Raw genomic sequence first — 5,505 nt, 5'->3', positions numbered from 1 at the left:
GGGGGTGCGGTCCGGGGCGGAGGACACCGGCATCGAGGTGGTGACCGCCGACGTCGGTTCCGAGCCCGACCCCGGGCGCCAGGCCGAACGGTTCGCCGAGCTGCTGGCCGAGGGCGTGGACGCGGTCCTGCTCGACCCGCTGGACCCCTCGGCACTGGCCCCGGTGCTCGACCAGGCCGCTGACGAGGACATCCCGGTGATCACCCTCAACCGACCGGTGGAGGGGACCACCGCCGCCGTGCTGCCCGACGTCGAACAGGCGGGCCGGATCGCGGCGCGCGGAGTCCTGGAGAGCGGGGTGGTCGGCGAGGTCGCCGTGCTCCGCGGTGTACCGGACACGACGGCCAGCCAGCAGGTCTTCACGGGCTTCGAGGAAACCCTGGCCGACCACGACGAGGTCCTCCTGATCGCCGAACGCGCCGCCGAGTACGACCGGGGCCGGGCCGCCGAGCGCACCACCGAACTGCTCGACGCGCACCCCTACCTGGTCGCGATCTTCGCCGAGACCGACGAGATGGCGCTCGGCGCCCTCGACGCGCTCGGGGACCGCGCCGGTCGGGACGTGCTCGTCCTCGGTTTCGGCGGCGGTGACGACGCGCGGACCGCCGTCGCCGAGGGGGCGCTGACCGCGACCATCGCCGAACAGCCCGGGGAACTGGGACGCGAGGGGGTCCGGCACACCGTCCGCGTCCTCACCGAGGACGAACCGGTGGACCGGGTACTGGTGGACCACGTGCTGGTGGACCGGGAGAACGCCGCGGCCGGCTGAGCGCCGGTGCGAGCGGGCGCTGGCTGCGACCACCGGCCGGGCGTCCTCGCCTGGTCGCGACCACCCCGGCGGTCGGGCCAGGGGGCCGGACGACGAGGGGCGGGCGGTCGCACCGCCCCCGGGCCGGGGCGTCCTCAGCGGCGGCCGAGCAGCGACCACCTGCGGCCCGGACGTCCGGCCCGCAGCGCGCTGTGGACCAGTTCACCCCGCAGCACGATCCGGCGTCCGAAGGCCGAGGCCGGCGCGAGGTCGCGCAGCCGCACGACGCTGTGCCTCGAGGTCACCTCGTCCTGCACGGCGATGCCCTCCGGGACGACGAGGACCAGGTGGCTGTGCCGCAGCGCCACGGTGATCAGGGCCGTCTCCCCCGCGAACTCGGCCTGCGTGAAGTCGAGGCGGACCGTGCCGCCGCGGCTCTCCACCCGCAGGGTCGTCGGTACCCGCCAGTGGCCTTCCCGGACCAGGTTCGAACCGTGGCTGGAGAGCGTCATCGTCTCCGGTTCCTCCGCGCCGGCCCGCAGGGAAAGGCCGGGGAGGTCGACCAGGAGGGAGTTGAGGTCGCCCCGCGTGCGCGCCGTCAGCGCGGAGTCCGTTCGGGTGGTGAACTCGTCGAGGTCGATCAGGCCCAGGCCGATCGCCTTCTGCAACAGACCGACGACATGTTGCCGTTCCGCGTCGGAGACCCGGAGGTACCTCGGTGCGACTGGATTCGTTGCCGTCACCCCTACCAGGGTAGGACACCTCGGGGGCCGCCTGCGGTTCTTCCGGCGGAATCACCGCCGGTGGCCCGCCCGCCGCGCCGTCCGAACGTCGCCGCCGGCCGCCGGTGGCCGGCACGGGCGCGGGGGATCCACCAGCCCCGGGGACGCCGCCCCCGGAGCTTCCTCCTCCGGCCAACTCGCTCGTCACCGGTAGGCGCACCGGGGCCGAGCTCCCGTCTAGTCGGGGTCGCGGTCCAGACCGTGTTCGATCGCGTACCTGGTGAGTTCGACGCGGTTGTGCAGTTGGAGCTTCCGCAGCGTCGACTGCACGTGGTTCTCCACGGTCCGGTGCGAGATCACCAGCCGCCGCGCGATCTGCCTCGCCGTCAGCCCCTTCGCGACCAACCGCAGCACCTCGGTCTCCCGTTCGGTGAGCTGCGGCGCCTCCTGGCCGCTGTCCCCCGACGCGGCCATCCGCCGGTACTCCCCCAGGACGAGCCCGGCCAGGCCGGCGGTGAAGACGGCGTCCCCCGCCGCCGTCTGCCGCACCGCCGCGACCAGTTCCTCCACGGAGGCCGACTTCACCAGGTAGCCGGACGCCCCTGCCTTCACCGCCTCCAGCACGTCGCTGTGTTCTCCGCTGGCCGAGAGCACCAGCACCCGGGTCTCGGGCAGCGCCGTCGTGATCTCCCTCGTGGCGTCCACCCCCGAGGAGGAACCCAGGTTCAGGTCCATCAGCACGACCGCCGGTCGGACCGTGCGGGCGATCCGGGCGGCGGCGTCCGCGTCCGACGCGGTCGCCAGGACGTCGAACCCCCGCTCGGTGAGGTCCCGTGCCACACCGCCGCGCCAGATGGGGTGGTCGTCGACCACCATCACCGAAATCGGTGGGTCGGTCACCTGCTCCTCTCCTTCCCCGCCGGTTGTCGTCTCGGCACCCGCATCTCCCATTCGGTCCCCTCCCCCTCAGCCGTCTCCAGCGCCAGGCTGCCACCCAGCAGCTCCACGCGACGGCGCATGGAATGTGAAACACCCATCCGGCCCTCCGCGGCGGCCGCCCCGAGCCGACCAGGCGGAATGCCCGGCCCGTCGTCACGCACGCTGAGCACCACCTCGTCGCCGAGGTCCTCCAACAACACCCAGGCACGCGCGGTGGGCCCCGCGTGGCGTTCGACGTTCGCCAGTGCCTCCCTGACCACCGCCACCAACTCGGAGGTGTCCGCCGAGGGCAGCACCACGGGCGTGGCCGGCACCGAGACCGCGACCCTGGAGGTGTTCAACAGCCGCAGCTCCCTGCCCAGGTCGGTCTCCCCGTCCACGGAGGACTCGGGAGGAGCCGTCGTCACCAGGGCGCGCAGCGCGATCTCCTGCTCCCCCGCCAGCCGCGCGAGCTCGGCGGCCTCCCCGCCGAGGTCGGCGCCACGACGGCGGACCCGGGCGAGCACCTGGAGCACGCTGTCGTGCACCATCCGGGCCAACCGCTCACGCTCCGCGGTGGCGGCCTCGGTCCGCAGCGCGCGGCGGAGCCGTTCGTCCGAGGCGCGTGCGGTGCTGGCCGCGTTGCCCAACACGAAACCCACCCCGACGAGCATGACCGTGTCCCTGGCGATGTCGGTGTCCACGTAGCCCCGGATCAGGTAGCTGACCAGTGCCGTCAGCGTCCCCGCCAGCACCCCGCGCCACGGGCCGCCCTGGACCGCGACCGCGACGACGGCGCCGGAGGCCCAGACCGTGGTCACCGACGGGGTGGGCACGTCGAGCTGGTCCCTGCTCAGCACGAACAGGGACAACAGCACGAGGACGTTCGTCAGCGCCAGGTCCACGTAGGCGGCCGTGGCCCGCCACCGGGGGCCCCGGACGTACGCGTAACCGATGACGCCGGTCCACACCACCATCACGACCAGGACCGCCGCCCCCAGGGCCTGGTTCGCGTACCCCCCTCGGTGCACGGCGAAGGCGACGATCGCGTAGGCCAGGGTGACGACACGGAGGATCACGGCGGCGATCCACAGTGGCCCGAGCAGCCGCGAGTGGCGTTCACCAGTGGAAACAGTCACGGTCGCAACCTATCCGAGTGAAGCGGCCCGGGATCCGGGGCGGTGGCACGATCCCTCCTCCCGGAGCAGTCCCCACGCCCCCGACCGGACGAAGGGACGGGCCGCGCGGCCGCCATCGCCCAATGGTCACGAACCGGTCACGGTGCGCGACCGCGATGCGACGACCGTGCGACGGGGGGCGGATGGCCTTCTGCCCGCAGCGCGACTGTGCCAGGCTGTTTTTCCAACCGAGCGGTGTCGGACCGCAGGGGACGGAGGCGTCAGCCACCGCGACGGACATCGTCGGGCACCAGCGCCGGCTGGGCGCCCAGTCGGTCGCCGACGACGAGGGCCGTGCCGTGCGACGCCCGCGACCCTCAGCACGCGGGAGGACTGCTTGCGTCACTGGGAGCTGTGGTCCCTGCGGTGGAGCGCGCTCGCCTACTGGCTGGTGGTCTGGGCGGTGGCGCTGGCCGTCTGCGTCCTCGCCGTCGCCGCGTCCGGACGGCCCGAACCGGGGGAGTTGCACCGCTTCGGCGCCATCGCGTTGACCGCCGCCCTGGTCATCGTCTGCACACGGCTGGTCGGCCGGATCAGGGGTGAGCGGGAGCGCAGCCCGTGGGCCATCCACTGCTGCTACCTCCTCGCCGGGCTGCTCACGCTGCCGCTGAACCTCGTCGTCCTCCTCCTGCTCGGCCCGGCCCTGCACGGCGTCCTCGGGGTGCGCCCCGCGCCGCACCGCTGGGCCTTCACGACGGCGGCCACCGTGGTGGCCACCTTCCTCGCCCGTGCCTTCGTCGGATGGCACGACGTGACGGTCAGCCCCAACGACATCGTCCTGGCGGGTGTCGTTCTCGTCCTCACCCGGGCTCTCCTGGTGGGCGTGGGTTTCTGGCTGCGCGACCCCGCCGCCGGAGTGGTCCCGGTCGCCGGTGACCCGATCGACATCGTGCTCGGGGTGGTCGCGGTGTGCCTGGGCGGCCTGATGGGGCTCGTCGCCATCTCCCACGGCGCCGCCTACGCCCTGCTGGTCGGTCCACCGATGGCCCTGCTGGACCAGGTCGGCCGGCTTCCGCACTGGCGCCGTTCCGCCCAGCACGACGCCAAGACCGGACTGGCCAACGCCGTGCACTGGGACCGGGTGGCCAGGGACGAGCTGGCCCGCGCCCGACCGAGGCGGACGCCGGTCGCGCTCCTCCTGCTCGACATCGACCACTTCAAGCGCGTCAACGACCAGGTGGGCCACCTCGCCGGTGACGCGGCGCTCGCCGCCGTCGCGCTGCTCCTGCGCGGCAGCGTCCGCCGTGGTGACGTGGTCGGTCGTTTCGGCGGTGAGGAGTTCGTGGTGCTGCTCCAGGACGCCGGCTCCCAGGAGGCCAGGGCGGTGGCGGAGGCGCTGCGGGTCGCGGTGGCGGAACTGCGGGTCCCGGTGCCCTGCGCCGACGGCGAGTGGCGGGACCTGGACGGCATCACCATCAGCATCGGTGTCGCCACCTCGGAACGTTTCGGCTACGACCTCTCCAGCCTGCTGACGGCCGCCGACGCGGCACTCCTCTCGGCCAAGGGCGCGGGCCGCAACCTGGTCACGATGGCCTGAGCCGGTCCGCCGCCGAGCCGAGCGGCCACCCCACGCCCGGCTCGGACCTCGGTGCCCCGGCCCGGCCGAGGCGGTCTCGCGGGAAGCCGTGCCGCCCGACGGGCGCGACGCGGTCGGGCCGAACTCGCGCCGGACCTCGCGCACACGGGGACCGGAGGGGCACCGGTAGCACCGTCCGACGGGTCCGGTCGGCCGGCAGGAGTGGCCGGTGCCGACATCGTCCACGACGTGCCCCTCCCCCGTGGAGGGTTGGTCGGCCGTCCGTGGCGACCGCTGCGGGCTGGGCGGGTACGCATCCCGTGCGCGGTCCCCGGATCGCCGGGAGCCGGGTCAGTCGGGGTTCCCGCCCGACCCGCCCGACCCGGCTGACCCGGCCGAGCCGTCCGAACCACCGGAGGAGCC

General features: G+C 73.9%; 5 protein-coding genes. 2 read left to right on the top strand and 3 right to left on the bottom strand.

Annotated elements, in window-relative coordinates:
* Positions 1 to 769: sugar ABC transporter substrate-binding protein (locus ACTIDRAF_RS30950; RefSeq protein WP_157163248.1), on the top strand; the 769-nt coding region annotated here is incomplete at its 5' end.
* A 134-nt stretch (positions 770 to 903) separates the two neighbouring features.
* Here ACTIDRAF_RS30950 and ACTIDRAF_RS30945 read toward each other — a convergent pair.
* The 3 genes from ACTIDRAF_RS30945 to macS form a co-directional block, all read right to left on the bottom strand.
* Entirely contained in the window at positions 904 to 1,491 is a 588-nt protein-coding gene (locus tag ACTIDRAF_RS30945; protein WP_016701231.1) for a DUF1707 SHOCT-like domain-containing protein, read from the bottom strand.
* 216 nt (positions 1,492 to 1,707) lie between these two features.
* Positions 1,708 to 2,370 (bottom strand): response regulator, encoded by a 663-nt coding sequence (locus tag ACTIDRAF_RS0224015; protein ID WP_016701230.1) that lies wholly within the window; start codon positions 2,368 to 2,370, stop codon positions 1,708 to 1,710.
* On the bottom strand, positions 2,367 to 3,527 hold the full coding sequence (macS, locus tag ACTIDRAF_RS0224010; RefSeq protein WP_211215417.1) for a MacS family sensor histidine kinase: 1,161 nt from the start codon (positions 3,525 to 3,527) through the stop codon (positions 2,367 to 2,369). Before macS ends, ACTIDRAF_RS0224015 begins: the two co-directional genes overlap by 4 nt.
* A 376-nt stretch (positions 3,528 to 3,903) precedes the next feature.
* Here macS and ACTIDRAF_RS0224005 point away from each other — a divergent pair, with 376 nt between their 5' ends.
* Positions 3,904 to 5,103, top strand: coding sequence for a diguanylate cyclase (locus tag ACTIDRAF_RS0224005; protein ID WP_016701228.1), 1,200 nt, complete (start codon positions 3,904 to 3,906; stop codon positions 5,101 to 5,103).
* Positions 5,104 to 5,505: the final 402 nt, after the last annotated feature.

Origin of the sequence: Actinoalloteichus spitiensis RMV-1378 (assembly GCF_000239155.1) — a bacterium.
GTDB lineage: Bacteria > Actinomycetota > Actinomycetes > Mycobacteriales > Pseudonocardiaceae > Actinoalloteichus_B > Actinoalloteichus_B spitiensis.
Note: the sequence above shows the minus strand (reverse complement) of the source record. Positions and strands in the feature narration are given on the sequence as shown.